24 protein-coding genes are annotated in these 23,550 nt (G+C 63.6%); 15 read left to right on the top strand and 9 right to left on the bottom strand.

Annotated features, from left to right (window positions below):
- Positions 1-2: 2 nt before the first annotated feature.
- From pilM to F9K07_RS30675, 4 genes are all read left to right on the top strand, one after another.
- Positions 3-437 (top strand): type IV pilus biogenesis protein PilM, encoded by a 435-nt coding sequence (gene pilM / locus F9K07_RS30690; protein ID WP_159597355.1) that lies wholly within the window; start codon positions 3-5, stop codon positions 435-437.
- A gap of 5 nt (positions 438-442) precedes the next feature.
- Positions 443-1,501, top strand: a complete 1,059-nt coding sequence (locus F9K07_RS30685) for a type IV pilus twitching motility protein PilT (protein ID WP_236582132.1) — start codon at positions 443-445, stop codon at positions 1,499-1,501.
- 38 nt (positions 1,502-1,539) lie between these two features.
- Positions 1,540-3,063, top strand: a complete 1,524-nt coding sequence (gene pilV, locus F9K07_RS30680; RefSeq protein WP_159597419.1) for a shufflon system plasmid conjugative transfer pilus tip adhesin PilV — start codon at positions 1,540-1,542, stop codon at positions 3,061-3,063.
- A gap of 386 nt (positions 3,064-3,449) precedes the next feature.
- Positions 3,450-4,007 carry a glycine zipper domain-containing protein gene (locus tag F9K07_RS30675; RefSeq protein WP_159597353.1) on the top strand — a complete coding sequence of 186 codons (558 nt, stop codon included), beginning with the start codon at positions 3,450-3,452 and terminating at the stop codon, positions 4,005-4,007.
- A 145-nt stretch (positions 4,008-4,152) separates the two neighbouring features.
- Here the strand turns inward: F9K07_RS30675 and F9K07_RS30670 are convergent, their stop codons facing one another.
- The 7 genes from F9K07_RS30670 to F9K07_RS30640 form a co-directional block, all read right to left on the bottom strand.
- On the bottom strand, positions 4,153-4,935 hold the full coding sequence (locus F9K07_RS30670) for a hypothetical protein (RefSeq protein ID WP_159597352.1): 783 nt from the start codon (positions 4,933-4,935) through the stop codon (positions 4,153-4,155).
- Between the two features lie 150 nt (positions 4,936-5,085).
- Positions 5,086-6,246: a 2-methylaconitate cis-trans isomerase PrpF family protein gene (locus tag F9K07_RS30665; RefSeq protein WP_159597351.1), complete on the bottom strand. Its 1,161-nt coding sequence runs from the start codon at positions 6,244-6,246 to the stop codon at positions 5,086-5,088.
- Positions 6,247-7,236: a tripartite tricarboxylate transporter substrate binding protein gene (locus tag F9K07_RS30660; RefSeq protein WP_159597350.1), complete on the bottom strand. Its 990-nt coding sequence runs from the start codon at positions 7,234-7,236 to the stop codon at positions 6,247-6,249. It lies immediately after the preceding gene.
- On the bottom strand, positions 7,233-7,754 hold the full coding sequence (locus F9K07_RS30655; protein WP_159597349.1) for a LeuD/DmdB family oxidoreductase small subunit: 522 nt from the start codon (positions 7,752-7,754) through the stop codon (positions 7,233-7,235). The genes F9K07_RS30660 and F9K07_RS30655 overlap by 4 nt, the downstream gene beginning before the upstream one ends.
- 25 nt (positions 7,755-7,779) lie before the next feature.
- Positions 7,780-9,048, bottom strand: coding sequence for a 3-isopropylmalate dehydratase large subunit (locus tag F9K07_RS30650; protein ID WP_159597348.1), 1,269 nt, complete (start codon positions 9,046-9,048; stop codon positions 7,780-7,782).
- Positions 9,045-10,610 carry an FAD-dependent tricarballylate dehydrogenase TcuA gene (gene tcuA, locus F9K07_RS30645; RefSeq protein WP_201451621.1) on the bottom strand — a complete coding sequence of 522 codons (1,566 nt, stop codon included), beginning with the start codon at positions 10,608-10,610 and terminating at the stop codon, positions 9,045-9,047. The genes F9K07_RS30650 and tcuA overlap by 4 nt, the downstream gene beginning before the upstream one ends.
- Positions 10,611-10,662: 52 nt before the next feature.
- Entirely contained in the window at positions 10,663-11,652 is a 990-nt protein-coding gene (locus tag F9K07_RS30640; RefSeq protein WP_159597346.1) for a Bug family tripartite tricarboxylate transporter substrate binding protein, read from the bottom strand.
- A 133-nt stretch (positions 11,653-11,785) separates the two neighbouring features.
- Between F9K07_RS30640 and F9K07_RS30635 the strand changes: the two genes are divergently transcribed.
- The 5 genes from F9K07_RS30635 (at position 11,786) to F9K07_RS30615 (ending at position 16,237) form a co-directional block, all read left to right on the top strand.
- A complete protein-coding gene (locus F9K07_RS30635; RefSeq protein ID WP_159597345.1) occupies positions 11,786-12,724 on the top strand; it encodes a CysB family HTH-type transcriptional regulator in 939 nt (312 codons plus the stop codon).
- Positions 12,721-13,638 carry a LysR family transcriptional regulator gene (locus tag F9K07_RS30630; RefSeq protein ID WP_159597344.1) on the top strand — a complete coding sequence of 306 codons (918 nt, stop codon included), beginning with the start codon at positions 12,721-12,723 and terminating at the stop codon, positions 13,636-13,638. Before F9K07_RS30635 ends, F9K07_RS30630 begins: the two co-directional genes overlap by 4 nt.
- A gap of 118 nt (positions 13,639-13,756) precedes the next feature.
- Positions 13,757-14,659, top strand: coding sequence for an NAD(P)-dependent oxidoreductase (locus F9K07_RS30625; RefSeq protein ID WP_159597343.1), 903 nt, complete (start codon positions 13,757-13,759; stop codon positions 14,657-14,659).
- A gap of 33 nt (positions 14,660-14,692) precedes the next feature.
- Entirely contained in the window at positions 14,693-15,274 is a 582-nt protein-coding gene (locus tag F9K07_RS30620; protein WP_159597342.1) for an amino acid synthesis family protein, read from the top strand.
- A gap of 9 nt (positions 15,275-15,283) precedes the next feature.
- Positions 15,284-16,237, top strand: coding sequence for a 2-hydroxyacid dehydrogenase (locus F9K07_RS30615; RefSeq protein WP_159597341.1), 954 nt, complete (start codon positions 15,284-15,286; stop codon positions 16,235-16,237).
- Here the strand turns inward: F9K07_RS30615 and F9K07_RS30610 are convergent.
- Positions 16,159-16,995, bottom strand: a complete 837-nt coding sequence (locus F9K07_RS30610; RefSeq protein ID WP_236582105.1) for a nucleoside hydrolase — start codon at positions 16,993-16,995, stop codon at positions 16,159-16,161. The two genes, F9K07_RS30615 and F9K07_RS30610, sit on opposite strands and share 79 nt — an antisense overlap.
- Here F9K07_RS30610 and F9K07_RS30605 point away from each other — a divergent pair.
- The gene (locus F9K07_RS30605) at positions 16,886-17,215 is read left to right on the top strand and encodes a helix-turn-helix domain-containing protein (protein ID WP_328794075.1); all 330 of its coding nucleotides are present in this window, start codon (positions 16,886-16,888) and stop codon (positions 17,213-17,215) included. The genes F9K07_RS30610 and F9K07_RS30605 overlap by 110 nt on opposite strands.
- Before the next feature lie 160 nt (positions 17,216-17,375).
- Here F9K07_RS30605 and F9K07_RS30600 read toward each other — a convergent pair whose 3' ends face one another.
- Positions 17,376-18,314, bottom strand: coding sequence for a LysR family transcriptional regulator (locus F9K07_RS30600; protein WP_159597339.1), 939 nt, complete (start codon positions 18,312-18,314; stop codon positions 17,376-17,378).
- A 158-nt stretch (positions 18,315-18,472) separates the two neighbouring features.
- Between F9K07_RS30600 and F9K07_RS30595 the strand changes: the two genes are divergently transcribed.
- From F9K07_RS30595 to F9K07_RS30575, 5 genes are all read left to right on the top strand, one after another.
- Entirely contained in the window at positions 18,473-19,435 is a 963-nt protein-coding gene (locus F9K07_RS30595) for a Bug family tripartite tricarboxylate transporter substrate binding protein (protein ID WP_159597338.1), read from the top strand.
- A gap of 10 nt (positions 19,436-19,445) precedes the next feature.
- Positions 19,446-20,315 carry an amidohydrolase family protein gene (locus F9K07_RS30590; protein ID WP_159597337.1) on the top strand — a complete coding sequence of 290 codons (870 nt, stop codon included), beginning with the start codon at positions 19,446-19,448 and terminating at the stop codon, positions 20,313-20,315.
- 83 nt (positions 20,316-20,398) lie between these two features.
- The gene (locus F9K07_RS30585; protein WP_159597336.1) at positions 20,399-21,430 is read left to right on the top strand and encodes a CobW family GTP-binding protein; all 1,032 of its coding nucleotides are present in this window, start codon (positions 20,399-20,401) and stop codon (positions 21,428-21,430) included.
- Positions 21,427-22,815: a dihydroorotase gene (locus F9K07_RS30580; protein WP_159597335.1), complete on the top strand. Its 1,389-nt coding sequence runs from the start codon at positions 21,427-21,429 to the stop codon at positions 22,813-22,815. The genes F9K07_RS30585 and F9K07_RS30580 overlap by 4 nt, the downstream gene beginning before the upstream one ends.
- A complete protein-coding gene (locus F9K07_RS30575; protein ID WP_328794074.1) occupies positions 22,760-23,533 on the top strand; it encodes an isochorismatase family protein in 774 nt (257 codons plus the stop codon). The genes F9K07_RS30580 and F9K07_RS30575 overlap by 56 nt, the downstream gene beginning before the upstream one ends.
- Positions 23,534-23,550: the final 17 nt, after the last annotated feature.

Genomic DNA, 23,550 nt, shown 5'->3' with positions numbered 1-23,550 from the left:
CCGTGTTCCTGGCCCTTGTCATGTTCTTCACGGGAAAGGAAGCCCCGCGGCAGGCCCAGATCACTGCGGCGATTCAAGCCGATTCTTCGGCCACGAGCTTCTTGGCCTACGGGAAGGCGGTACGCGGCTATCTCAATGATCACCCAACTGCGAGCGGCTCGGTTGATGACGCTGCACTGGCAGCCTACTTTCTCCCAGGCTATATCCGAGACGATCGTTGGACTAATCTCGTTGAAGGTACCTCGCTCTACGTCTTCGCTACAGACGCCACCGAAAAAGGAACCGTTGTCCGGCTATTCGAACTGTCACAGCGCTCTGTGCTCGTAGGTGCAAAGAACCAAGTGACAGGGCGTCTGATTTCGGCAAACGGTTTCGATACTGGCATTGATCTTCCAGCGGCTATCCCCAACAACGCCGCTGTCATGATGGGACGTTGAACAACATGTACGTTGCAAAGGTAGTTGCCGAGCTCCTCGGCCGAGGCGGTGCGTTCACCGACATCATGATGCAATCGGATGCGCCCGTGATGTTGAAGACCCCACGGGGGTGGTTCGAAGCCGAGGTTGCTGGGGTACCCAGCATGGCCGATATTCGCGAATTCGGGGACTCCTTGGAGTCGGACCTGAGCGCCGAGATCACCAAGGGCGAAGTGAACCGCCCGTATGAGGTGGGAGGGCAACGCTTGCGCGTGAACATCTACCTGGCAAACGCGGGGGCGAGCTTGATGCTGTCGATGCGTCGTATCCCGGACAGGGTTCCCAGCTTGCAAGAGCTTGGATTGCCAGCTGCGCTCAGGATCCTTCTGGACAGTCCAGCTGGCCTCCTCCTGGTGTCGGGGCCCACGGGGGCTGGGAAAACCACGAGCATGGCCGCGATGGTCAACGCCGTGAACGGCATGCGCAACGCGCACATCGTCACTGTCGAGGACCCGATCGAGTACGTGTTCCAGCGTGACAAGTCGATCTTCTCGCAGCGCGAGGTTGGTGTCGACTGCGACACGGTGCTCGATGGGGTTCGTGCTGCCTTGCGCCAGCGGCCGGACGTGATCGTGATTGGTGAGATACGGGATCGGGCAACGGCAGAACAAGCGCTGCTAGCTGGTGAATCCGGTCACCTTGTGATCGGCACCCTTCATGCAAGCTCTGCCGTTGGGACGGTGAGCAAAGTTCTGAGCTTCTTTGCAGACAACGAGCGAGAGGCCAAGGTGACCGCTCTGGCTGGCAGTCTGCTGGGCATCGTGAACCAGACGCTCATTCCGAGGAAGGATGGATCCGGCTACGCTTTGGCAGTGGACTTCCTCGCCAACCACAAGCGCGACTATTCAAAACACCTCAATGACGGAGATCGGCTGCAGGCGATGCTGGAAAGGGCAGAGGACAAGGTCTCGATGTGCCTTGCCGCGTCGGCCCAGATCTTGATGCGATCTGAAGTTGTCTCAAAGGCTGACGTGATGCGCGCGATCAGCGCCAACCCGATCGCCTATGAGGCGGTCCGCTCGTAGTGGGTGCAGCGCCCCAGAAACCAACACCGCAAAGTCACATGAAGAACCAAAAGGGCGTCACCCTCCTCGAAATCATGATCGCGCTGGTCGTGTTCGCCACGATAGCGGTTGGCGTTACGCGTCTCATCAACGTGGCGGTTGAGGACACGGAAATCTCGGTCGCCGCAGCGCATAGCAAATCCATTGGCCAGGCCGCCAGCGCCTACATCAAGGACAACTATGCGGTACTGCAAACCGTAGCGACGCCGACAACGCCGGCACTGGTTCGCGTTGAAGACCTGGTGACCCAGGGGTACTTGGAAACGGGGTTTTCGACTCACAACGGACGCGGGCAGGCCGCTTGCGTTCTTGTTCTGCAGCCTACCGCCGGCCGATTGAACGGATTGGTGATCACAGAAGGTGGTGAAGCCTACGACGACCTCGCTCTAGGGCAGCTCGCGGCCACCATTGGTGGTTCTGGTGCTGGTGTCTACACTGCCAACCCCACGAACATCCGCGGCGCGATGGGGGGGTTCGATTTCCCTGTGGGAGCATATGGCAACCCGAATCACCTTGGGCAAAGGTGCGACGGCTCTGGAGGCACGATTGCATTCGAAGCTGGCCATCCGGCTGTGTCGCTCTGGTTTGGCGAAGCGCTCGCAACGGCACCGACCCTCTATCGCGATCAGGTGCCGGGCGATCCCAGCCTGAACACTATGAACACCCCCATCTTGCTCGGCGTGGGAACGATCCAGACTGCGGGGGCGGCTTGCTCACCCAGAGGTGCGCTTGCGCGCGACACTGTCGGTGGCGTGCTCACTTGTGAAGAAGACGTGTGGCGGCGCGCCGGAAGCACGTACTGGCGCGACCCCGTTGCGAACGCCGGCATGCTCGGCCTGTGTGATGCAGCAGGACGGGGTCAGACCAGGGTGGTACTCACGCCATCGGTCGGAACAGGGCCCCGGGCCTATACCTGTGACGGAACCGGCGCCTGGGCGGCCCTTGGTGTCGATGACACCGGCAGCATTCGGGTGGAAGGCACTGCGACCATCAATCGTCTTGCTGGAACGTTGGAGATTGCTGAGATCGCGGCTGCAGGTGCTGCTTGTGTCCGCAACGGAAGTATTGCGCGAGAAGTAGATGGCAAGTTTCTGTCTTGTCAGGCCGGCGTTTGGACAGCAGCTGGCGGAGGTGGCGAGGCTGGCATGTATGCGTTCTTTGATCGAGCAACTTGCCCGGACGGCTGGGTTGCGGCGAACGGTACGAACGGAACGCGCGACCTGCGTGGCGAGTTTATTCGCGGATGGGATGCTGGGCGCGGCGTGGACAGCGCGCGTGGTCTTGGCTCGTCGCAGTTGGACGCGCTACAACAAATCACAGGTACTTTTCACAACTTCGAAGAGCCCTTCGGGTCGGGTTGGGGTGCGTTTGCAGGTCAATCGCCGGGCTCCCGTTGGTACGGTGGTTCATACTACCCGAGCGCACCCGTGTACATGACATTCGATTCAGCACGCGTCACCCGATCTGCGGCCGAGACGCGTGGCCGAAACGTCGCACTGCTGGCGTGCATGAAGGAACTGTGATCGACTCCGACCGGCCTGCGGAACTCGGGTACATGCAGCCTGGCCCATGTCTGTCATGGGCAGCGATTGTGGCTCGATCAGACAATCTCGAATAGACTTCAAACACATTGCTCTCATGAGTAATCGCATGCCTTGCGCATGCAGACACCCGACAGCCCTTGGCTGTCAGGAAGGTCAGCGGCACAGCTGACGGCCTTCTCAAACTGACGTAATTCACTACCACCAGCGCAAAGCTGGTGCGTAGCTGGACGAACCGTGAGGACACACACTCGGTCTTGCACCGTGCGTGTCCTGTGGTCGTTCGCGTCGCGCAACTAGCAAACCCTGCAGGGAATTCCACCCTGCAGGGCGGATTTCCTTTGCATTCATCGCCAAAAGGAAATCCCATGAACTTCAATCTCGTCTCCAAAATCCGCAACACCCCTGCCAGCACCATCTTCGTGGCTATGGCAGAAATCCTGGCGGTCGTCGTCGTCGCGTTCGTGATGATGATCCCTGATCAGGCACGAGCTCAGTCGGGCAACGTGTACGGCAACGGGCAAGTGCAGGTCTATTCCCAGGCCGAGGAAGCTGTCGTGATGCAAGTCCGCATCAAGACCGCTGAACCGTCCTGGCAGACCCGTACTGTCGGCGCCGGCATCGGCGCAGCGGTCGGTGGTGCCATCGGCTCCAGGGCGAAGAACCAGCATGTGGGTGCCCTGGTGGGTGCTTCGCTTGGTGGGCTCTTCGGCGAACGGGCTGCAAACGCCGTGATGACGGGAGACGCGCAGGAGATTGTTCTGCAGGTCCTTGGACCTTCTGGAATGCCTGCGCGGATCGTCACCATCGTGCAACCGGCTCCCTATGACCACCTGGTCTCAGGCGAGCGCGTCTACTTGAGCAATTCGGCCGGCAAGTGGCGTGTACTCAAACAGGCCGGAGGCAACGTCGCCATCATTCGTTGAGGGCAATACGGCACAGAATCAGACACAGCATTGCTGGACAGTTGTGCTTGCAACAAGGAAAAGGCCGACCGCTTGCGGTCGGCCTTTTTCGTTGGGAGGGCCAGAAGTCGGAGGATGCCAGGCCAGGCCAGGCCAGGACGTAGGCCTACTTGAGCCCGGACAACTCTCTGGGCTGATCCGTACCGCTTGCGTAGAGTTCCAGCGAGATCTTCTTCTTGCACTTGCGCGCGTAAGCAATGACCGCGTCGTGCTTCTTGGACTGTCGCTCCTCAAAAACTACCACCTGGTCGGCTCGATCGACAAGGTCTGCCAGCATGCGCGGGTTCAGTTTGCTCTGCGGGGTGCCGAGGTACTCAATGGGAATGAAGTGGCTCAGACACCAGTCGTGAACGCGCCATGGAGTGCGGCCCATCGACGTGCTCACCATGGTCCACGTGGGCAAGGCAGAAACCAGCTTGGCCACAGCCTTGCCCACGAGCTGGTCGGGCGCCGCGTCTGCACCGATGAAGGCGATTCGAGGGCCACTGCGCCACTCGTCAAAGCGCCCAAGGCAGGCTTCCACGAATCGCTCGGGTAGCGCCATGGGGGCCAGCCCGGCATTGACAGTGGCCAGGTCCAGGGTGCGAAGGGAGAGTTCGGGGCGCTGCACCGCCAGGAAGCCCAGACCAGCGATGAGGATCGAGGGGCGAACAAGGTTCCAGTCCGTTCGCCAGGCGCTCTGGCGTAATTTGGCGTAGCGCTTGGCCTCTTTCAGGCTGGGCTGAAACAGCACGGCGTCGCGGTGCTCAGGGTGATGCGGCATGAACTTGGCGGCCTCGTACCAGTGGAGCACTGATGCGTAGACGTGCTGCATGCGCGGGCCATTACCGCCAGGGCGAACCCACGGTCCGAGAAAAGCGGTGGTCAAGATTTCGGCGGCATGGTCCATCGGGCCAATGTACGATCTAAGGATGCGCTGAAGAAGTACACCTTGCTGCATGAGGTGGTGAAGGCTTAAAAACGCACGCGGGCGTTCACTCCTTCCCTGACCGAGGGAGGGCTGAGGCTTCACTCCCTCCCCCTCTGGGGAAGGAGCAAGTCAAACCCCCAAGCCACGCACCAGCAACGTTCCCTCGAACAACCGCCGCTGCGTGCGGTAGAACCCGCCGCTCTCGACATGCCAGCGGTCACCCTCGAGCTGCTTCACATCGGCCGCCACCTGCAACACACCCGACGGCATGCCGATGCGCAGAGGTCCACCGCCTTCGCGCGCCGCCACGGCGCATACCTGGTTCACCACCGAGCCGCCGATGCGCGCGGCCGTGGCCATGCACATCGACACCCCGAGCGGCAAGGCGCGGTGCGGCTGGCCGTTGGAGAGCGCGCGTGCCAGCAAGTCCACGGACGCCGCAGGCACCGCATCCCCGGAGAGCGTTACCGAATCCGTCGGCGGTGCCACCACCGCAATGAAGGGCACAGCGGTGCGGCGCGCCGCCTCTTCGGCATCGGCCGCCAGGCCCATGCGCAACGACGCTTCGATGCGAATGGCCGACAGGCGATGCATCAAGGCGCTGTCGTCCTCCAGTTGCGTCGGTGACTCGGTGCCGGTCAGCCCGACGTCCGCCGCGCGCACAAACACGCAGGCATTGCTGGCATCGACCAGCGAAGCCTCGATCGCGCCAACCCCAGGCACCTGCAACGTGTCGACCACGTTGCCCGTGGGCAGCAACTGCCCCGTCGACGCACCACCAGGGTCCAGAAAGTCCAGGCGCAATGGCGAACCGGTACCGGCCACACCGGGAATCTCCAGATCGCCGTCCACCTCGGCCACACCGTCGCGCACCTCGAAGTGCGCCACGATGAGCTTGCCGGTGTTGGTGTTGTGGATGCGCACCACCGCCGGGCCGTCCGGCACGCGGACCAGGCCCTCGTCCACCGCGAACGGGCCGATGGCAGCAGACATGTTGCCGCACAAAGGCTGCCAGTCCACCTGCGCGGTCTTGATCTGCACCTGCCCGAAGGTGTAGTCCACATCGGCATCGGGCCGGCTCGGCGGTCCGATCACGCAGACCTTGGACAGCGACGACAGACCACCGCCCATGCCATCGAGCTGGCGGCCATACGGGTCCGGGCTGCCCATGGCGCCCAGCACGAGCGCATCCCATCGAGCACGATCGGCGGGCAGGTCGCGGGCGTGGAACAGCAGCCCCTTGCTGGTGCCCGCGCGCACGAAGACGGCGGGCAGTTTGGTTTGCCGCATTCAGTCCACCTTCGCGCCAGCGTCCACCACCGCTTTTCGCCACTTCGCCACTTCGCGCTCCAGGAATGCGGCGAACTCGGCAGGCGTTCCCGCCACCACCTCGTTGCCGTCGGCCGCCAGGCTCTGGCGAAACGCCGGTTCGCGCGCAAAGCGGGCGACATCGCGCTGGATCTTCGCCACGATCGCATCGGGGGTGCCCACCGGTGCCAGCAAGCCGTACCACGCTGACACGTCGTAGCCGGGTACGCCGGATTCGATCACCGTCGGCACCTCGGGCAACACCGGCGAGCGCCGCGTGCCGGTCACCGCGATCGGCTTGAGCCGCCCGGCCTTGATCTGCGGCACCACCGAGCCCAGCGCACCGAGGTACACCTGCACCTGTCCGGCCATCACGTCGGCCAGCGCCGCCAGCGCGCCTTTGTATGGGACGTGCACCATCTCGATGCCGGCCGCCTTCTTGAACATCTCGGGCGCCAGGTGGTTGAGCGTGCCATTGCCGGCCGAGGCGTACATCAGCGCACCCGGTTTTGCCTTGGCCAGCGCGATCAGCTCGCGCACGTTGTTCGCCGGCACCGACGGGTTGACCACCAGGATGTCGTCCACCGTGTTGAGCAAGGTGATCGGCGCGAAGTCGCGCAGCGTGTCGTAGGGCAGGCTCTTGTACAGACTGGACGCAATGGCGAAGCTCACATCCGTCATCAACACCGTGTAGCCGTCGGCCGGGGCCTTGGCGACCACGCCCGCGCCCAGCGTGGTACCCGCGCCGGGCCGGTTCTCCACCACCAACGGCACGCGCCAGAGCTCCGAGAGCTGCTGCCCCAGGTTGCGTGCGATCAGGTCGATGCCCCCGCCCGGCGGATAGACGACCACGATGCGCACCGGCCGGTTCGGCCAGTCCGCGCCCGCCGCCGCGCCGCCTTGGGCATGCGCGATCGACGCGCCGCCCAGCGCGGCCGCGGCCCCGGCCAGCACCAGGCAGCGGCGTTTCATGGGGCGACCCCCACGGGCTGCGCGGCCGCGCGGCGCGCGAGTTCCTGCTTGACCCAATCGGTCACGCCCCCCATGTCGATGATTTCCTGGATGAAGGCCGGCAGCGGCTCGGCGCGGAAGTCCCGGCCATCGAGGCGCACCAGGCCCGTCACCGTGTCGACCTCGATGGACTGGCCTTGGCTGGCCGCTTCGGCCACGGCCGGGCTGATCAGAATGGGCAGGCCGAGATCGATCGCCATGCGGTAGAACGTGCGCGAGAAGCTGCCCGCGATGATGCAGCTGATGCCCAGCGCCTTGAGCCCGAACGGGGCCTGTTCGCGCCCCGAGCCGCAGCCGAAATTGCGGCCGGCGACGATCACGTCACCGGGCTTGACGCGGCCCACGAAGCCGGGGTCAACCTCTTCGAAGATGTGTTTGGCGATGTCCGCCGGGTTCATGAGCGAGAGGTAGCGCCCGGGCACCATCACGTCGGTGTCCACGCTGTCGCCCAGCTTCTGCACGTTGCCTTTGAATTTCATGGCGTGGTTGTCCTGGTCTGTGCGCTCACAAGAGGGCGGGGTCGATGATTTCACCGGCCACGGCGGTGGCGGCGGCGACATAGGAGTTGCCGAGATACACCTGCGCGCCGGCGTGCCCGCCGCGCCCCTTGAAGTTGCGGTTGATGGTGGCAAAGCCCACTTCGCCGTCGTCGAGCGCGCCGTTGTGACCGCCAAAGCAGGCGCCGCAAGTGGGCGTGCTCACCGCCGCGCCAGCCTCGATGAAGATGTCGATCAACCCTTCGGCCATGGCCTCGCGGTAGATCTTCTGCGTGGCCGGCACGATCATGGCGCGCGTGCCCTTGGCCACCTTGCGGCCCTTGAGCACGCTGGCGATCTGGCGCAGGTCGGTCATGGTGCCATTGGCGCAGTTGCCCATGTAGACCTGGTCCACGTGCACGTGGCGAATATCGTCCACCGACACCACGTTCTCGGGCGAATACGGTTTGGCGACCATGGGGCGCATGCGGGCCAGGTCGATGTCGTGGCGCGAGTGGTATTGCGCATCGGCATCGGCCACGGTGGCGGTCCAGGGCCGCTTGCAGGTGGCTTCGGCCCAGGCCCGGGTGATGTCGTCGAACTCGACGATGCCGGTCTTGGCGCCCGCCTCCACCACCATGTTGCAGATGCCCATGCGCTCGTCCATGTTGATATCGGCCAGGCCCGGGCCGGCGAACTCCATGGAGCGGTAGAGCGCGCCATCCACGCCGATGTCCTGCAGGATCTGCAGGATCACGTCCTTGCCGGTCACGTGCGCGGCCTTCTTGCCACGCAGGGTGAAGCGCATCGATTCGGGCACGCGGAACCAGGTCTCGTCGATCTGCATGATCGCGGCCATGCCGGACCAGCTCATGCCCGTGCCAAAGGCATTGAAGGCACCCGCGGTGCCGGTGTGCGAGTCGCCCCCCGCGATGAGGTCGCCCGGGCCGCACAGGCCCACCTCGGGCATGAGCGTGTGCTCGATGCCGCCCTTGCCCACGTCGTAAAAATGCTCGATGCCTTTGGCCGTGGCGAAGCGGCGCATGTCACCGAGCATGCGCGCGCCCGCAGCGCTCGGTGCGGGCGCGAAGTGGTCGCAGACCATCATCACCTTGTCGGGGTTCACCACCTTGCCGCCGCCCATGTTGGCGAAGTGGCGAAACGCCACCGGGCCATTGGCGTCGTTGAGCAACACCATGTCCACCCGGGCGCGCACCACGTCGCCGGGTTCGACACGGTCGCGGTCGTCGATGCGGTGGGCTTGCAGGATCTTTTCTGCGATGGTCTGTCGGGTCATGAGAGGGTTTGCGGTGCGGTGGTGGGAGAAGAAGCGGCGGATGCAGACACGGGCGCGGGCGCGCTCGCGCGGCTGCGGGCATGGGCGCCAGCGCTGGCGCCCGCAAGACGGCCGAACACGGCGCCGCTCGTGAGCCCGCTGGCCCCGGGGTAGTTGAAATAGAAGATGCCGCCCACCATCTCCCCGGCGGCGTACAGGCCCGCGATCGGCTCGTGGTTGGTGTTGACCACCTGCGCTTCGTTGGTGATCTTCAAACCGCCGAAGGTGAAGGTCACACCGCAAGTGATGGCGAACGCCTGGTAAGGCGGCTTGTCGATCTTCAGCGCCCAGTTGGACTTGGGCACCGGCAAGCCGCGCGTGCCCTTGCCGTCCTTGATGTTGGGATCGAAGGCCACGCCCTCGTCCACCGCGGCGTTGAACGCGTGGATGGTCTTGAGGCATTGCTCGGGGTCCACGTCGTCGAGCTTTTGCACCAGCTCTTCCAGCGTGTCGGCCTTCACCTTGGTCACGCTCTTGGTGCGGTACTCGTCGAGCAACAGGTGCGCCACCTTGTCGTCGTAGATCTGCCAGGCGAACTGCCCCGGCTGTTCCAGAATCAGGTGGCCGTACTTGGCGTAGGTGAAGTTGCGAATGTCCGCACCCTCGTCGAGAAAGCGCTTGCCCTCGCCGTTGACCATGATGCTGAAGGTGTAGCTGTGGCGCTGGAAATGCGGCGTCACGTCGAGGTCGCCGAAGTCGGTCGCATAGCGCTCCCAGCCCACCGCATGGCAGCCCGACCAATGGCCGTAGGGTTGCGCGCCGATGTTCAGCGCCATCGCCAGGCCGTCGCCGGTGTTGAAGCGCGTGCCCCGCACCTTGGCCAGGTCCCAGCCCTTGCCCAGATAGCGCGTGCGCCATTCGCTGTTGGCTTCAAAGCCACCGCACGCCAGCACCACGGCGCAGGCAGCGATGCGTTGCATGCGCCCGTCGATGCGCGCCACCACGCCGTGCACACCGTCCACGTCGTGGATCAGTTCCTTCACCCATGCGTCGTAGCAGATCTGCACGCCCTTCTTCTCGGCGGTCTTGTACAGCGCCTCCACAAGACCCGGTCCGCCGCCGTACGTGGCCAGCGGCGCGCCGCCCCAGAACTTGAAACGCCCATTGGTCTTGTAGGCCTGGCGGCCGTAGTTGGGCTGAAACTTCACGCCATTGCCATGCATCCACCGCATGACGGCGTTGCTGTTGCGCACCAGGATCTCGCACAGGTCCGGGTCGGTGCGGTGCATGGTCACGCGCGCCATGTCGTCGAAGAAATCGGACTCGGGGTACGAGCCGAAATCGGTGTTGGCGATCTCGTCCTCGGTGAGATCGCCCGACAACGCGATGATGTCGTCCACACCGTCATAGGCGAAGCGCATCTTGCCGTCGGTGTAGGCGGTGTTGCCACCGCGTTCGGCGAACGGCGCTCGCTCCAGCAGCAGCACGCTGGCGCCCTGTTCGCGCGCGGAGATCGCGGCGCACAGCGCGGCATTGCCTCCTCCCACCACCACCACGTCGTGTTGTTTCTCGTCAAAGTTCATGGATTCCATCTCGTGCTCAACAGCATCCTGGGTTGGTTCGTGAAAGTCCCATTCACTCCGCGCGGATGTCGGCGCGCGCAATGATCTTGGCCCACTTGTCGATCTCCGTCTGAAGAAAGCGGCCGAATTCCTCGGACCCCATTTCCATGGGGTCCATGCCTTGGGAGAGCATCTTTTCGCGCACCTCGGGCCGCTTGATGCCCGCGCGAATGGCCTGGTCGATCCGGTCCACCACCGCCTTGGGCGTGCCGGCGGCCGTGACGACGCCATACCAGGAAGTGGCTTCGTAGCCGGCCACGCCAGCCTCGGCAATCGTGGGCACGTCGGGCAGCGCCTGCGCGCGGGTGCGTCCGCTCACGCCCAGCGGCACGAGCGTTCCGGCCTTGATGTGTGCCATGGTGCCCGCCGCCGCCGCCATCAGCACCTGCACTTCGCCCGCGACGGCGGCGGTGGTCGAGGGCGCGCCACCTTTGTAGGGCACGTGTTTGATGTCCACCTTGGCCAGGTAGTTGAACAATTCCATGGACATGTGGGTGATGTTGCCGATGCCCCCCGAACCGAAGTCCAGCTTGCCGGGGTTCTGCTGCGCATAGGCCACCAGCTCGCGCACCGAGCGCACCGGCAGCTTGGGGTTGACCGCGAGCACCGAAGGGCCGGAGGCGATCATGGACACGGGCACCAGGTCCTTCTTCACGTCGAAGGTGATCTTGGGGAACATCGACGGCATGGCCAGCGTCGCGTTGGCGAGGTACAGCGTGTGGCCGTCGGCTGGCTGTCGGGCCACGAAGTCGGCGGCGATGTTGCCGGCCGCGCCGGGCTTGTTGTCCACCACCACGGATTGGCCCAGCGCGTCGGACAGGCTCTGCGCGATCAGCCGCGCAACCACATCGGTGGCGCCGCCGGGTGCAAAGCCCGAGACCAGCCGGATCGGCCGGTTGGGAAACGGCGCTTGCGCGAACGCGCTGCCCGTGATGAAGATCAAGCCCGTCACCAAGGCGGTCCGGCCCAGCAACCGCCGGGTGTGCCACATCGCATCGCTCATTGCCGTCTCCTTCGTTGTCGGGGCAATACCTATTGCCCGTTGTCATCGCGTGGCGGCACGATAGCGCTCCTTGCAATTCACTGCCAGAATATTGCGTTATCACATCATTCGATTCATTCATGCTGAGAACACGATGAAACTGCTGCAACTGCGCTACGTGCTGGAAGTTCACAGGCACGGCAACCACATCTCCAACACCGCCGAGGCCCTGCACACGTCGCAGCCCGGCATCAGCAAGCACATCCAGCAGATCGAGGCCGAGTTGGGCTTCGAGATCTTTGCCCGCAAGCGCAACCGCATCGTCGGCCTGACGGAGGCCGGCCGCGAAGTGGTGACGATCGCCAAACGCGTCATCGGCGACATCGACAACCTCAAGCGCCTGGGCGAAGAAATTTCGGCGCGCGACACAGGCAGCCTGTCCATCGCCACCACCCACACCCAGGCGCGCTACGTGCTGCCCAAAGTGATCGAGCGCTTCATCCAGCGCCACCCCAACGTGCGGCTCCACCTGCGCCAGGGCAACCCGACGCAGATCTGCGAAATGGTGGAATCCGGCGAGACCGATCTCGCCATCGGCACCGAGACCATGCGCAACTTTCCGGCCCTGGTGCGGCTCGACTGCTTCGAGCTGGAGCGCATCGTCATCGTGAAAGCCGGGCATCCCCTGCTCAAGATCCGCAAGCCCACGCTGCACGACGTGGCGGCCTATCCCATCATCACGCACGACCCCGCGTTCAGCGGCCGCTGGAAGGTCATGGAAGCGTTTCAGAAAGTGGGCATCGAACCGAACATCGTCTTCGGTGCGGTCGATGCCGACGTCAGCAAGACCTACGTGGAGCTGGGCATGGGCATCGCCGTCATGACGGCCATTTCCTACGACCGCCGCAAAGACCAGGGCCTGCGCGCGATCGACGCCAGCCACCTCTTCAAGTCCAGCATGCTGTCGATCTCGCTGCGCGCCAACAGCTACCTGCGCAACCACACCTACGACTTCCTGCGCATGTTCACGCCCAAGCTCACCAAGGACTACGTGCGCGATGCGCTGGAGCAGCAGGCGGAGCCCGCGCGATGAAATTCCGCCTGCGGCAGATGGAGGTCTTCCGCGCCGTGATGCTCACGGGATCGATCAACGGCGCGTCCAGGCTGCTGTTCATTTCCCAGCCCGCCGTCAGCCGCATCGTGGCGCACACCGAGCAAACCCTGGGCCTGGCGCTCTTCACCCGCGCCAAGGGCAAGCTGGTGCCCACGCCCGAAGGCGAGGCGCTGTTTCGCGAGGTGGACGGGTTCTATCAGCAGGCGCTGCGGGTCGACGAGTTCGCGCGCAACCTCGCACACGGCTCCACCGGCACGCTCAAGCTCTGCTCCAGCCCCTGCCTGAGCCGTGGCCTGATGGCACGCGCCATCACCCGCTTCGTACAACGCTACCCGCAGATCCGGGTGAACTACCACGTCACCCTGCTGGCCGACATGGCGGCCGAGGTACTGGGACACAAGGTGGATCTGGCGGTGTCGGTCATGCCGCTGCAGCACCCAAACCTCGCGACAGCACCGCTGACCGAAGGGCGCATGGTCTGCGTGATGCCGCGCGGGCACGAACTCAGCCAGATGCCCGCGGTCGCCATTGCCGACCTTGCGCGCTATCCGCTGATCGCGCACGAGCGCGGCATCGCATTCGGCCAGCTCGTCACGGCCGCGTTTCGCAAGGCCGGCGTGGAACTGGTGTCGCGCATCGACATCCAGCAGACCGAAGTGGCCTGCTCGCTGGTGCGCACGGGCGCCGGCCTGGCACTGGTCGACGAGTTCACCGTGGACGGCATGGACTGGTCCGATCTGCAGGTGCTGCCCTTGGTGGAAGACATCGTGCTCACGCCCAGCGTGGTGCGCTCGGTGTTCGACCAACGCACCACCCACGCAGACAAGTTCGTGGACGTGCTGCAACAGCAGGTGGCCGACGACGCCCGGCGCAAGTTGCAGACGGACTCTTGACGCTTAACCCAAGGCTATACCCCACACCCGAATTGGCATTGGCGTTGCGGGCACCGCGCTTCTAGGATGCACGGCACCGACCCCGACCCGGGGTTGTGCTTGCAAGGACGACGACACCATGAAGATCGGACTGATAGGACTGGGCAACATCGGGGTGCACTTCGGCACCCGCCTGCTGGCGGCGGGCCATGAACTGGTGGTGCACGACCGCAGCGCCGCCGCCCAACAGCGCCTGGCCGACAAAGGTGCCCAGGTCGCGGGCAGCGCGCACGAACTCGCGTCGCAGGTCGAGACCGTGCTGCTGTGCCTGCCGATGCCGGCCATCGTAAAAGATGTGGCCATCGGCGCGGGCAACGTGATCGACGGCAGCCAGGTGCGCCTGGTGCTGGATCTCTCGACCACGGGTCCGTCGGTGACGGGTGAGATCGCGAAGGCGCTGGCGGCGCGGAACATCGCCTTTGTGAGCGCGCCGGTCAGCGGAGGCACGGTCGCAGCGGAAAAAGGCACGCTGGCGGTGATGCCGGCCGGCGACGAAGCGGCGTACCAGGAAGTCGAACCGCTGCTGCGCGTGCTGGGCAAGAACATCTTCTACCTCGGCGCGGACCCCACGCTCGGCCAGACCATGAAGATCATCAACAACACGCTCTACGCCACCAGCATGGTGGCCAGTTGCGAAGCGCTGGTGTATGGCGTGAAGGCAGGCCTGGATGCCAAGACCATGCTCGACGTGCTCAACGCCTCCAGCGGCCGCTCGTTCGCCACGCTCGAGCGCATTCCGCAATGCGTGCTCGACCGCAGCTTCCCGGTGCGCTTCACCACCGAGCTGCTGCACAAGGACATCAAGATGTGCATCGACGAGGCCGAGAAGCTCGGCGTGCCCATGCTGGTGAGCCCGGCCGCGCGGCAGTTCCTTGCCTTTGCGATCACGCAGGGTGACGGGCCGCGCGACAACGTGTTCCCCATTCGCCATTTCGAGCAATGGGCGGGCGTGCAGTTCGGCAGCGCGCCGGACGCCGCTTGAGACCACCCTTCACCACAAACTGAGCACCACACCATGTCATTCCTCAACGTTCGCAAAAAACTGCTGACCCTCGAAACCATCTACCACGAAGGCGGCCCTGCCCGCGCCGAGCCCATCCTCATGGGTTCCATCGTGGCGGTGGTGAACAACCCCTACGCCGGGCGCTATGTGGAAGACCTCACCGAGCTGGTGGAGGCCGCGAAGCTGCTGGCCAAGGAGCTCGTGCCCGAGTTGTTGAACGCCATGGGCGGTGCGGAACGCATCCAGGCCTACGGCAAGGGCGCCATCGTGGGGGTGAACGGCGAACTGGAGCACGGCGCCATCTGGCACGAAGCGGGTGGCTGGTCGATGCGCGCGAACCTGCCCAAGGCCAAGTCCATCGTGCCGACCTCGAAGGTCGTTGCGGCGGCCGGCATGCGTTTGCCGATCCCCATGCACAACATCGAAGCGGCGTACGTGCGCAGCCATTTCAGCACCATGGACGTGGGCGTGATCGACGGCCCGCGCCCCAACGAATGCCTGTATGCGCTGGTCATGTCCACCGGCGGCCGGGTGCACGAACGGCTGGGTGGCCTGCGGGTGGACCAGATCTCGGTGGGTGACGGTCAGCGTTAAGCTGCATCCATGAAACCCAAGCTGCTCGTCCTGGTCTACCTCTCCGAAGAACACCGTGCCCTCGTCGCGGCGCAGTTCGACATGGTCTACGCGCCCATTGAAAAACCGCGCGTCGACCGCTCAGAGGCAGCGGCGCTCATCGCCGCGCAGGGCAGCGACTTCCGCGTGGTGCTCACCAACGGCGCCACCGGTCTCACGCCCGACGAATTCGCAGGGCTCACCGCGCTCGAAATCGTGTGCAGCCTGGGCGTGGGCTACGAACACATTCCGGTCGACGTGGCCACCGCACGCGGCATCCGCGTGTGCAACGCCGCCGGCACCAACGACGCGGCCGTGGCCGACCACGCCATGGCGATCCTGCTCGCCGCGATTCGCCGCATTCCCTTTCTCAACACCGGCGTTCGCAACGGCCTGTGGCGCGACGACATCCCGCGTCCGCCGCACGTCTCGGGCCGCAAGCTCGGCATCTTCGGCCTGGGCGCCATCGGCCGGCAAATGGCCCGGCGCGCGGCCGGCTTCGACATGGACATTGGCTACTGCAGCCGCACGCGGCGCGACGCATCGGGCTACCGGTGGTTCGACGACATCCACGCCTTGGCCGCCTGGTGCGACTACCTCGTGATCTGCGCACCGGCCGGGCCCGACACCCACCACATCGTCAACGCACAGGTGCTCGACGCGCTCGGCCCCGACGGCGTGCTGGTGAACGTGGCGCGCGGCTCGCTGGTGGACACCGCCGCGCTGGCCGAGGCGCTGCGCGAGAAGCGCATCAGCGCCGCCGCGCTCGACGTGTACGAAGGCGAGCCGCTGCCACCGGCCGCGCTGCTGGAATTCGACAACGCCATCCTCACGCCCCACATCGCCGGCATCTCACCGCAGGCGATTCATGCGTCGGTGGTGCGCTTCATCGACAACGCCACCCGGCACATGGCCGGCCAGCCCTTGCTCACCCCAGTCAATTGACATGGCCTACTGCAACCTGATCGCAGGTGAGTGGGTGAAGACGGCGTACGGATGCCCCCATCCCGGCCTTCCCCCAGAAGGGGGAGGAGCGAGACCACGCAGCGCCCCCGGGACACGTCGTATGGCAGACGCGCGATCTGCTGGCCCAGCAAGCGGTAGAAGCCATCGATGTCCACCGCGTTGATCCAAAGCGTGTTGGCCTTGCGCTTGGTGTAGCCGCGGAAGTCCACCACCGTGGTACCGGCGGTGAACTCGCCCCGGGTTTCGATGTCGACCGGCACGCGGGCGCCCTTGAACAATTCAGGCTGCAGCAAATAGGCGATCACGCAGGGGTCGTACATCGGACCCACCTTCACGCCGCGGCGGCGCATCGCGTAGTCCATCGCCGAATCCAGGATGTCGGCCACCACCTTGCCGGCGTTGTTGCCCATCTGGCGGAACGGCGCGATGCGCTCGGGCGTGACGAGCACGCGCCGCGCGGCGTCGTGCGACACCGCCGTTACCGGCACGCCGCCGCGGAACACCACCGAGGCGGCCTCCGGGTCGGCATAGAGGTTGAATGTGGCGGCCGGCGTGATGTTGCCGCCCACGCCCCAGGAACCGCCGAGCACCACGATCTCGCTGATCGCGGGCTTGATGTCGGGCGCCATGTTCAGCGCGGCCGCGATGTTGGTGAGCGGGCCCAGGCCCACCACCGCCACGCTGGCGGGCGCGGCACAGCGCTTGTCCATCACCCAACCGGCTTTGAGAAACGCCATCAAGCAGATGGAAAAACTGCTCGGCGAGCAGCTGCTCACACGCAACACGCACCGGCTGGAGATCACGCCGCTGGGCAGCGAGGTGCTGGCACGCACCGACTTTCTCGTCAACACCATGGACCTTGTCATGCAGAACATCCAGCAGGGGTGCAGCGTGGACGATCGCTGGCGCGCGTGGGCGTCATTCCATCGGCCAGAACCCGCGTGGCCATGGCGGTGACCACCTTCAAATCCGCGGCGGGCGCATTGCTGGAGTTCACCTGGCGCGACGCTCCCTCCTCCGCGCTTTTCTTCAGGAAGTGCGAGAAGGCCGGCTGGACCTGGCGCTGGCGGCCATCACACAACCACCCGACGGCTGCAGAACATCCGGCGTGCGGCACTTAGTACGCGTCCAGCGGATTCGCCTTTTGCATCGGCCTGCCCTTGGGCTCGGAGAAAAGCTCCGACATGAGAGAAAGCAGCCACAGAACACCAGGGTCCGATCCGAAACGGGGATGCCAGTACAGCGACACATCGAAGCTGGGAATGTCGATGGGCAAGTCCTGCACGCGAATGTCCATGACCGAAGAAAAAACCCGAGCCACCCGGCTTGGGACGGTCACGATCCGGTCTGACTCAGACACGATCATGGGAACGACCATGAAGTGCGGCACGCGCAAAGCCACGCCCCTGGGAATGCCGTGTTGCTCTAGCGTGCGCTCAATGATGCGATGGCCGGAGCCCATGGACTCGATCAGGACATGGGCCCCTCCCAGGAACTTCTTTAGCGTCAATTTTCCGGCGTTGGCCAACGGATGCGACTTGCGCATCACGCAGACGTAGTGCTCCTTGAATAGCGTCAGGTGCTCCAGCTTCTTCGACAGTGCAGGAAGAAATCCGACTGCCACATCGATCTCCCCCGATTCAAGCCGCGTCCCGACTTCGTCCGCCGTCATCTGTGCGGTTTCCACCTTGACCGAAGCGCCTAGCTCGTCAAGCCTTCGGATCAGCATGGGCAAGAAGACGACCTCACCGACGTCGCTCAAGTGGAAGCGGAATGTTCGGGTCGAGCGGCAAGGATCAAAGACTTGCCTAGGTGCGTCCATCGAACGAATCAGCTGTAGCGCCTGGGAGAGTGATTCGGAGATCTCCATCGTGCGCGCCGTCGGCAGCATGCCGTTGTACGTACTGACGAACATGGGGTCGTCGAAATGGCGTCTCAGGCGACCCAGCGCATTGCTTGTCGCCGACTGCGTGAGGCCCAGGTGAGCCGCTGCCGCGGTGACGTTTTGGTGTTGCAACAACGCCTCTAGAACGAGCAACAAGTTCAGATCCAGCATCTTGATTCCCTATCTTCAGTTTTCATAGTACTATCCAGTCGAATTGATTTCATGAATTTCACAAGAGAAGACCACCCCGTCTTCGCCCATCGATCCTTAGTTCCTTCGCCCTGACCATTTCCAACGCGATTTACCTGGAGTTGACCTTGAAGTCTATTGTGAAGACCATCGCCCTGGCCTGCCTCGGCGCATCCCTGTTGGCGGCGCCAGCATTCGCCAACCCCTCCGATTTCCCGACCAAGCCCGTCAGACTCGTCGTGCCGTTCGGCTCCGGGTCACTGGATGCGGTCGCCCGGTCCCTGGGACGTCAGTTGGGTGGGAAGTGGAAGCAGCCCGTCGTGATCGAGAACAAGCCAGGCGCAGGTGGGAACATTGGTGCCGACATGGTCATGAAGGCTGAGCCCGATGGCCAGACTTTGCTTTTCGCTGGACCTTCTATCGCCATCAATCCCGTCTTGTATTCGTCGGTGCCGTATCGGCTGATGGAGGACTTGATACCCGTGGCCGACGTGGTGCGCATACCGTACGTCATCGTCGTCAGTCCTCAAGTGCCTGCTCGCACGCTGAAGGAACTCGTCGACTACGCCAAGGCCAATCCAGGTGTGCTGAACTTTGGGTCAGGCGGCGTGGGAACGGCCTCACACCTGGCGGGCGAACTTCTCAAGCTTCGTGCGGGAATCCAGATGGTGCACATCCCGCACAAAGGTGCAGCGGCCACGCTAACCGAGCTGCTTGCAGGCCGCATTCACGTCGCCGTGGACACCGTGAGTCAATACAAGCAATACATCGAAAGAGGTGAGCTGCGCGCACTCGCCGTGCCAGGCCCCAGCAGGCTCCCCGAGCTGCCGAACATACCAACGGCCAAGGAGGCCGGCGTAGCCGACCTGGAAGTAGCCGCCTGGGGATCGGTATGGGCACCTCGTGGCACGCCACCCAATGTGGTCGACAAGATCGCGAATGACATTGCCGCAGCCACAGGCGATCCCTCTGTGCGAAGAGACTGGGCCGCGCTGGGAATGGTCCCCGTGGGCACTGGTCCCGCAGCGCTCAAAACCTGGAGCCTCAACGAGGCAAACAAATGGTCAACCGTGATCAAGTCCGCCAATATCCGCGCCGAATAAAGGGAACCCCATGATCATCGACTTTCGCGTGAGACCCCCATTGGGCTCCTTCACCAAACTTTCGATATATACCAACAAGTGGCTCAAGGGACTCTTCGCGTTTCATGGCGAGGCTCCCCGCTCGGCACAGAGCGAGTCGATGGAACTCTTTCGCGAAGAACTTCAACGCGCGGGCGTGGTGAAGACCGTCGTCTGGGGACGTGCCGTATCCGATCCCGCAGAGAGCACCAGCAACGACGATGTGGCAGCCATCGTCGCAGCGCACCCTGACACCTTTGCCGCGGGCCTGGGTGGCATCTTCGTCCGGGACAACTCGCAGGCAGCGATTGACGAAGCCGTCAAGGCGGTCGACCATGCCATCACGACCTTGGGCATGCGCGGTATCACGCTCGAACCGACCTTTGACCAGCATGGGCTGGCCCATCCCAATGACGAACGCTTCTATCCGGTCTATCAACGCTGCGCCGAACTGGGCGGCATTCTGGGTCTCACGGTCTCTCGCGGCAGTGGCAAGGACCAAGACCTGAGCCACTCTAATCCGGTGCACGTTGACCGCGTCGCGCGATCATTCCCCACGCTGCCCATTGTGGTGTCGCACGCTTTCTGGCCCTTCGTCGAGGAGTCCTGCGGCCTGGCGTTTCGTCGAGACAACGTCTACCTGGTTCCCGACATGTACGGCGTGGGCATGCCCGGACACCTGGGCTGGGTAGAGCTGGCCAACACGGTATCCCCCGAAAAGATACTCTTCGCAAGCGCCTACCCCATCGTCGGCGTGGAAGAGCTTGTCGCAGGCTACCTCCGACTGCCGTTCCGGAACGACACGATCCGCGACATGGTGATGGGAGGCAACGCGGCCCGTTTGCTGGGCATTTCGCTCTAAGCCAGCGAACCCACCAAAGCGAAACCCAGGCCAGGGAATCCAACACCTTGAACGCGCCCGCTGTTCAGCACCCGCGCCTTCCCGTGGATCTCATCACGGGCTTTCTGGGCAGTGGCAAAACGACCCTCATCAACGCTGTCTTGCGAGACCCGGCGTTCGCTCAGAGCATGGTCATCGTCAACGAATTCGGCTCGATTGGCCTGGACCATCTTCTGATATCCAGCGCCGAAGACAACGTCGTTTTGCTTGAATCGGGTTGCCTGTGTTGCGCCGCGTCAGGCTCCCTGCGCGACACACTGATCGACCTCTTCGCTAGCCGCACTAGCGCCCGTGTGCCCGACTTCAAGCGCATCATTGTCGAGACCAGTGGGCTCGCGCATCCCGCGCCTCTTCTTGCGACGCTGCTCAGCGATTCCGCCGTCACCCAGCGGTGCGAGCTATCGAAAGTCGTCACACTGGTCGACGCCGCACTCGGCTTCGAGACGTTGACGCGCTATGTGGAAGCGCGCCGGCAGGTGGGCTTCGCAGACCGTCTTGTGATCAGCAAAACGGACACCGCCACGACCAAGGCAATCACCACCTTGCGCGCACAGCTGGGTCAGATCAATGGCCACGCTGACGTGGTGCATTGGCAGCAAGGCCAGCCGGCCGCGCCGATCCTGACGGCGAAAGCGCCCGTGGTGCGTCCCGTGCCTGCGCCAGCCGCCTGGCTGCGGGGCCCTCTTCGGGCGCAGTATGCAGACGACGCAGTAGCCAATGAACAAGACGCCGATGCACATGGCGCGGCCTTTGCCCAGGTCTCGTCAAAGGTTCTGCACATCGACGCCGCGATGTGCTGGCAGCAATATGCCCTCTTGACGAGCACGCTCACCCAGCGTTTCGGACGTCGGGTGCTCCGATGCAAAGGTCTGGTGGCTATCGCCGACGACGCGCGCCGCTGGGTGGTCCAGGGCGTGCAGGGCCATTTCTCTGCACCAACACCGCTGGCCCATTCACACGCCTCGCCAAAAAACAGCTACCTCGTTTGCATTCTTGAATCTGTGACGCAAGACGAGTGGGATGACGTCGCAGTTTTACTTTCTTCCTCTATCGAAGCTCTGTCCCATAACCCATGACATCCAACTACGTTCTTCGCGGTGGCACGGTGGTTAGCGCCGACCGCGACCCCTTGCCCCAAGACATTCTGGTCGCAGACGGCCGGATTGCCGCCTTGCTTGAACCGTCTACCCCTGTCGCCGCTGGCATGACAGAACGCCGAATCGACGGTCTTCATGTGTTCCCTGGACTTGTCGAAGCCCATATGCATTTCGGCTTTGGCGAAAAGATCACGGAATACGAAACCGAAACCGCGCATGCGGCGATCGGTGGTTTCACGACCGTCCTGGCGCACTTCCTCAACAACGAAGCCTATGGCGACGTGTACCAGCGTGAACAAGCCTATGCCCGTCCGCGTGCGCACACCGACTACGGCTTTCACTTCAGCACCGCTTCCGAGCTGCACTTGCTCGAGCTCAACGCGTATGTGAAGAACTATGGGGTCACGTCGTTCAAGTACTTCATGAACTTCAAGGGCGAGGAAGGTCGCTACCTCGGTTTGGATGGCACCGACGATGGTTTCTTCCACGCGCTGATGCAGAAGTCCGCCGACATCGGGGGCGTGACGCTCATTTGCCATACCGAGAACATCGAGATCGTCAACCGCTTGCGCAACGCGCAACTCGACCGCGGCCTGGACAATCTTCTGCAATGGGAATCCATCAAGCCTCCCATCACAGAAGCAGAGGCCTGCGTGCGGGCGATGTTTCTGGCCGAACGGGCCGGCGCCACCATCTACATCCCGCACATGAGTTCTCGCATGGGCCTGGACGAGGTGAGGCAATGGCGGCAGCGCTACGACCGCGTCTACGTCGAGACTTGTCCTCACTACCTGACACACACCAGCGACATGGACCTGGGCGGCATGGGAAAGGCCAATCCACCATTTCGCAACCGCAGCGAACAGGACGCGCTGTGGGAGGGACTCTTCGACGGGAGCATCGACGTTGTCGCCTCTGATCATTGCCCTCGAAAACGCGCCACCAAAGACAAGTCGCTATGGCTCGCCTCGCAAGGCTTCCCTGGTACGGCCACCATTCTCCCGGTGTTGCTCCACGAGGGGTACCACAAGCGCGGCCTGTCCTTGCGCCGCATTTGCCAGTTGGTGGCGACGAACCCGGCGCGCATCTTCGGCATCGATGATCGCAAAGGCTCGCTCGTGCCGGGAATGGATGCCGACATCACGCTGGTGAACCTGGACCTTGAGCGCGTCGTTCGACACGAAGACCTCCTCTCCTTCTCGGACTACAGCATCTACGACGGATGGACCTTCAAAGGATGGCCCGTCGAGACCATTCTTCGCGGCAAGACCGTGATGCTTGACGGCAAGTTGACAGGCGCACCTGGCGATGGGCGATACCTCTTCCGCCGCAATGACGGCAGCGTCGAACTTCAAGACGCCTGACCGCTTGATTACCTCTTATCTTTCTTTGGATCCTGCCACTATGAATATCTGGGACGACGTCATCACGACCGACGAACAGCAAGCCTACGCAGCGGCCGGCTTTGGGCGCCCAAGCGGCCTCGGCCAACGCCCTGCGCTACTGATCATTGACGTGCAGTACCGCACCGTTGGTACCGCGCGCATGCCCTTCTATGAGGCCATCAAGGAGTTTCCGACGTCGTGCGGAGACGTCGCCTGGGACGCCGTGAGCGCGATGGAACCATTGATCGCGCTATTTCGCCGCCGCAACTGGCCGGTCATGTACCCACACGTGGCACCCAAGGTGAATTCCGAGGGCGGTCGACTGGCCGAGAAAATTCCCGCCATCATGGGTGTCGCGGCCAAGGGATACGAATTCCCACCACAAGTCGCACCCATGGCGGGAGACGTCTTGCTGCCCAAAAAGCATCCCAGCGCCTTCTTCGGCACCGCTTTGTGCAGCCACCTGATTGACCATCAAGTGGACACCGTGGTTGTCGTGGGTTGCAGCACCAGCGGCTGCGTGCGTGGAACCGCCGTGGACGCTTTCTCGCTGAACTTCAAGGTCGCGATCCCCCAGGAATGCGTTTACGACCGCAGCATCACTTCCCACAAAGTGAACCTTTTCGATTTGGCGCAGAAATATGCAGACGTCAAACCCACGGCCGATCTGATCGCGCAACTCGGCGCCATTCGCTAAGCACAACCCCACACGCA

Origin of the sequence: Hydrogenophaga sp. BPS33 (assembly GCF_009859475.1) — a bacterium.
In the GTDB taxonomy this organism is placed as follows: Bacteria; Pseudomonadota; Gammaproteobacteria; order Burkholderiales; family Burkholderiaceae_C; genus Hydrogenophaga.
The sequence above is the reverse complement of the archived record's forward strand: the minus strand, read 5'-3'. Positions and strand labels throughout refer to the sequence as shown.

What these genes read in the sequence shown, in the direction of transcription:
- F9K07_RS30685 (WP_236582132.1), top strand. Translation starts at nt 443, where the DNA reads ATGTACGTTGCAAAGGTAGTTGCCGAGCTCCTCGGCCGAGGCGGTGCG.
- pilV (WP_159597419.1), top strand. Translation starts at nt 1,540, where the DNA reads ATGAAGAACCAAAAGGGCGTCACCCTCCTCGAAATCATGATCGCGCTG.
- F9K07_RS30675 (WP_159597353.1), top strand. Translation starts at nt 3,450, where the DNA reads ATGAACTTCAATCTCGTCTCCAAAATCCGCAACACCCCTGCCAGCACC.
- F9K07_RS30670 (WP_159597352.1), bottom strand. Translation starts at nt 4,935, where the DNA reads ATGGACCATGCCGCCGAAATCTTGACCACCGCTTTTCTCGGACCGTGG.
- F9K07_RS30665 (WP_159597351.1), bottom strand. Translation starts at nt 6,246, where the DNA reads ATGCGGCAAACCAAACTGCCCGCCGTCTTCGTGCGCGCGGGCACCAGC.
- F9K07_RS30660 (WP_159597350.1), bottom strand. Translation starts at nt 7,236, where the DNA reads ATGAAACGCCGCTGCCTGGTGCTGGCCGGGGCCGCGGCCGCGCTGGGC.
- F9K07_RS30655 (WP_159597349.1), bottom strand. Translation starts at nt 7,754, where the DNA reads ATGAAATTCAAAGGCAACGTGCAGAAGCTGGGCGACAGCGTGGACACC.
- F9K07_RS30650 (WP_159597348.1), bottom strand. Translation starts at nt 9,048, where the DNA reads ATGACCCGACAGACCATCGCAGAAAAGATCCTGCAAGCCCACCGCATC.
- tcuA (WP_201451621.1), bottom strand. Translation starts at nt 10,610, where the DNA reads ATGAACTTTGACGAGAAACAACACGACGTGGTGGTGGTGGGAGGAGGC.
- F9K07_RS30640 (WP_159597346.1), bottom strand. Translation starts at nt 11,652, where the DNA reads ATGAGCGATGCGATGTGGCACACCCGGCGGTTGCTGGGCCGGACCGCC.
- F9K07_RS30635 (WP_159597345.1), top strand. Translation starts at nt 11,786, where the DNA reads ATGAAACTGCTGCAACTGCGCTACGTGCTGGAAGTTCACAGGCACGGC.
- F9K07_RS30630 (WP_159597344.1), top strand. Translation starts at nt 12,721, where the DNA reads ATGAAATTCCGCCTGCGGCAGATGGAGGTCTTCCGCGCCGTGATGCTC.
- F9K07_RS30625 (WP_159597343.1), top strand. Translation starts at nt 13,757, where the DNA reads ATGAAGATCGGACTGATAGGACTGGGCAACATCGGGGTGCACTTCGGC.
- F9K07_RS30620 (WP_159597342.1), top strand. Translation starts at nt 14,693, where the DNA reads ATGTCATTCCTCAACGTTCGCAAAAAACTGCTGACCCTCGAAACCATC.
- F9K07_RS30615 (WP_159597341.1), top strand. Translation starts at nt 15,284, where the DNA reads ATGAAACCCAAGCTGCTCGTCCTGGTCTACCTCTCCGAAGAACACCGT.
- F9K07_RS30605 (WP_328794075.1), top strand. Translation starts at nt 16,886, where the DNA reads ATGTTCAGCGCGGCCGCGATGTTGGTGAGCGGGCCCAGGCCCACCACC.
- F9K07_RS30610 (WP_236582105.1), bottom strand. Translation starts at nt 16,995, where the DNA reads ATGGCGTTTCTCAAAGCCGGTTGGGTGATGGACAAGCGCTGTGCCGCG.
- F9K07_RS30600 (WP_159597339.1), bottom strand. Translation starts at nt 18,314, where the DNA reads ATGCTGGATCTGAACTTGTTGCTCGTTCTAGAGGCGTTGTTGCAACAC.
- F9K07_RS30590 (WP_159597337.1), top strand. Translation starts at nt 19,446, where the DNA reads ATGATCATCGACTTTCGCGTGAGACCCCCATTGGGCTCCTTCACCAAA.
- F9K07_RS30580 (WP_159597335.1), top strand. Translation starts at nt 21,427, where the DNA reads ATGACATCCAACTACGTTCTTCGCGGTGGCACGGTGGTTAGCGCCGAC.
- F9K07_RS30575 (WP_328794074.1), top strand. Translation starts at nt 22,760, where the DNA reads ATGGGCGATACCTCTTCCGCCGCAATGACGGCAGCGTCGAACTTCAAG.